The sequence below is a fragment of the Calditrichota bacterium genome, from assembly GCA_016867835.1.
Classification (GTDB): Bacteria; Electryoneota; AABM5-125-24; order Hatepunaeales; family Hatepunaeaceae; genus VGIQ01.
Map to the genome: position 1 here is coordinate 1 of VGIQ01000187.1, position 2,800 is coordinate 2,800.

The window sequence follows — 2,800 nt, forward strand, 5'->3', positions numbered from 1 at the left end:
CGGTGAACTCTCCGGCGTCGTGATGCAAGGCTATGCCAATAAGCAGCACTCCGGTTACCTCGGCTCGTCGTTCGTCGGGGAATGGGTCAATCTTGGCGCCGGTACCGACAACAGCGACCTCAAGAACAACTACCGGCCGGTCGAGGTGACGTTCGCTGACGAGATCATCGAAACGGGTTCGCTGCATGCCGGTGTTTTTATCGGCGACTACGTCCGCACCGCCATAGGAACGCGGCTCAACACCGGATCCGCTATCGGCACCTGTGGTAACCTTTTCGGGATGGACTTTCCCGGCCAAAGCCTTCCACCCTTCATCTGGTATGCATCGAACGGGTATCAAGAGTATCGCCTCGACAAAGCCCTCGAGACCATCGGCATTGTGATGTCCCGACGCGGCAGCGAACTGTCAGACGACCGGCGGGAGCGCCTTGCCCGACTATTCGATGTCTCCCGGGAATTAAGATCGGTGTTTCTTGCCCGGGTTGGCAAAGTGTGAAACCGCGTGATCGTAGTGGGTTCCGGATTGCCGCGCTGCTGGCGCGCCTGGCAGTAGGACTTCTTCTCTTGATCGCTTCGATAGCCAAAGGCTACGATCTGGTCCGCTTTGGCCGCACCATCGAAGAAATCCTTGGGGCAATGGGTCTGCCTGAGTCGGTGTTGACGCATTACACAGGTCATATCGCCGCCGGACTGATAGTCCTTGTGCAACTCGGACTGGCCATTCGTCTGATCCTGGGAGTCGATCTGCGCCTAACGGCAATCCTGACGATTGCGATGTTCCTCCTTTTTACACCGGTTGTTCTATGGGGTGCGCTTTCGGGACAGGTGAGCGACTGCGGATGCTATGGATCGCTTTGGCGTCAGCCGCCGATGAGTGCCGTCATTGAGAACATCGTCTTGATTGGTCTTTTGCTCATCATCATTAAGTATTCAAAAGCGCTTACTGATCGCCCCGGATGGAACTGGCTCGCAGTAACCGGCGCGCTGGCTCTGCTCCTGGGAGCCAGCAATCTGTTTGCTTTGGCTCCGGGACTGGCTCTTCGCGCCGGACGCCCTTTCCCCGGCATTCGCACCGCCGACGCGCAGGGTCTAAGGTCCGACGGCCTTTACTGGTTCTTCGACCCCGGTTGCAGTTCCTGCATCGACCAGTTTGAGCGCGTCATCGCCCGGATCGACGGAGGCATCGGAGCAACTGTCAAGGGAATCACGAGCGCCTCGAATGGCCGTATAGCCGAGTTTGTGCAGGACTACGAGCCGCCCTTCCCGGTCCTTCGCATCAATCATCGAGAATGGGATCGAGCCGGACTTCCACGGGGCAGTCTTTTCGCAGTCCGACGAGGCAGAATATACAAGGTCTGGCGCGAGTTCGATATGCCGGTGGACCCGGCAGTCATTACCCGACAACTCGATTGACAATCGGCGCCGTCATCGTTGGAGCCGGCCGGGGAGAACGACTCGGCGATTCGACTCCCAAGTGTCTTGTGAAGGTGGCTGGAGTTCCGCTCCTGGCCCTCGCAGCGGCGCCCTTCCAGGAATGCTCTGCAATCTCAAGGATCGCCCTGGTGGTACCGGGAGGTTTTGAGGAAGAGGTTCGTCAACATACCCGAGATTATGGGCTAATGAAGGTCGCAGTTGTTATCCCCGGTGGCGAGAGGCGTCAGGATTCGGTCGAGGGTGGGATTAATGCAATCGGCCCTGACTGCGACGGGGTTCTGATTCACGACGGCGCGCGGTCGCTCGTCTCAACAACGTTGATCGACGCCGTTTGCACCGCTCTTGCCGACTATGAAGCCGTCCTGCCGGGGTTAGCCGTAACCGACGCAATGCACATAAAGAACGGCGACCACGCAGACCGGGGTCTCGATCGCCGTTCATTGGTTGCCGCTCAGACGCCACAAGGCTTTCGGCGGGACCTTTTGTTTGAGTCGTTGGCTCGAGGACGCGAGCGAGACTTGACGGCTGACGACGAAGTCAGCCTTGTCCGGGAGACCCATGGCGTCCGGGCGCGCATCATTGCGGGCGAGCGCGGCAACGTGAAACTAACCTGGCCGGAAGACCTAATGAATTACCGCGCAACGTTGATCGAGAGGGCACTGGCAATGGGAGGCCACCTTTGACCGGTCAAATCCGCATCGGCGAAGGTTACGATGTCCATCGCCTCGTTCCGGGGCGACCGCTCGTGCTGGGTGGCGTCCATTTCCCTTACTCGCTCGGACTGGCCGGACATAGCGATGCCGACGTACTCCTGCACGCCATTTGCGACGCGCTTCTCGGCGCGGCTGCATTAGGCGACATTGGAGCCCATTTCCCTGACGACAGCGAAGTTTACCGGAACATTTCCAGCCTGAAGTTATTGAACCAAATAGGTCTGATTCTCGAGGGCAGCGGCTGGAGGCCGGTCAATGTCGATTCGACGCTTGTCCTCGAGGCGCCCCGCATCTCGGATCAGGTCTTCCAGATGCGGCGCAACATCGCACGGGAATTGAAACTTGACGTCATGGCAGTGTCGGTGAAGGCGACGACCAGTGAGGGACTCGGCTTCATCGGAACAGGTGAGGGCATCGCCGCCCGAGCTGTCGCACAGATCATGGGCTTATAAAGCATCGGCGGGTGTTTGCACCTGCGCGCTGCATCTGCCCCGCGCCTCCCCATAATTACAAGTTAACGATGCGGCCGGGACGATTCCCGCCCTTCTCGCGATTCACTTAATAGACAGGAACTCCAATGCACATGAATCTGCCTGTATCGCTGCATATGACGCCGCCGGTCCGGCAGGTCTTGATCGGCGCTGGAGCGGTCA

General features: G+C 58.9%; 2 protein-coding genes. Both read left to right on the forward strand.

Translation table 11 applies throughout. The features are described from left to right. The first annotated feature begins 1,289 nt into the window (after nt 1-1,289). Nucleotides 1,290-2,117 carry a 2-C-methyl-D-erythritol 4-phosphate cytidylyltransferase gene (locus tag FJY67_11870; GenBank protein MBM3330144.1) on the forward strand — a complete coding sequence of 276 codons (828 nt, stop codon included), beginning with the start codon at nt 1,290-1,292 and terminating at the stop codon, nt 2,115-2,117. A gap of 8 nt (nt 2,118-2,125) precedes the next feature. Beyond that, nucleotides 2,126-2,599, forward strand: a complete 474-nt coding sequence (locus FJY67_11875) for a 2-C-methyl-D-erythritol 2,4-cyclodiphosphate synthase (GenBank protein MBM3330145.1) — start codon at nt 2,126-2,128, stop codon at nt 2,597-2,599. Nucleotides 2,600-2,800: the final 201 nt, after the last annotated feature.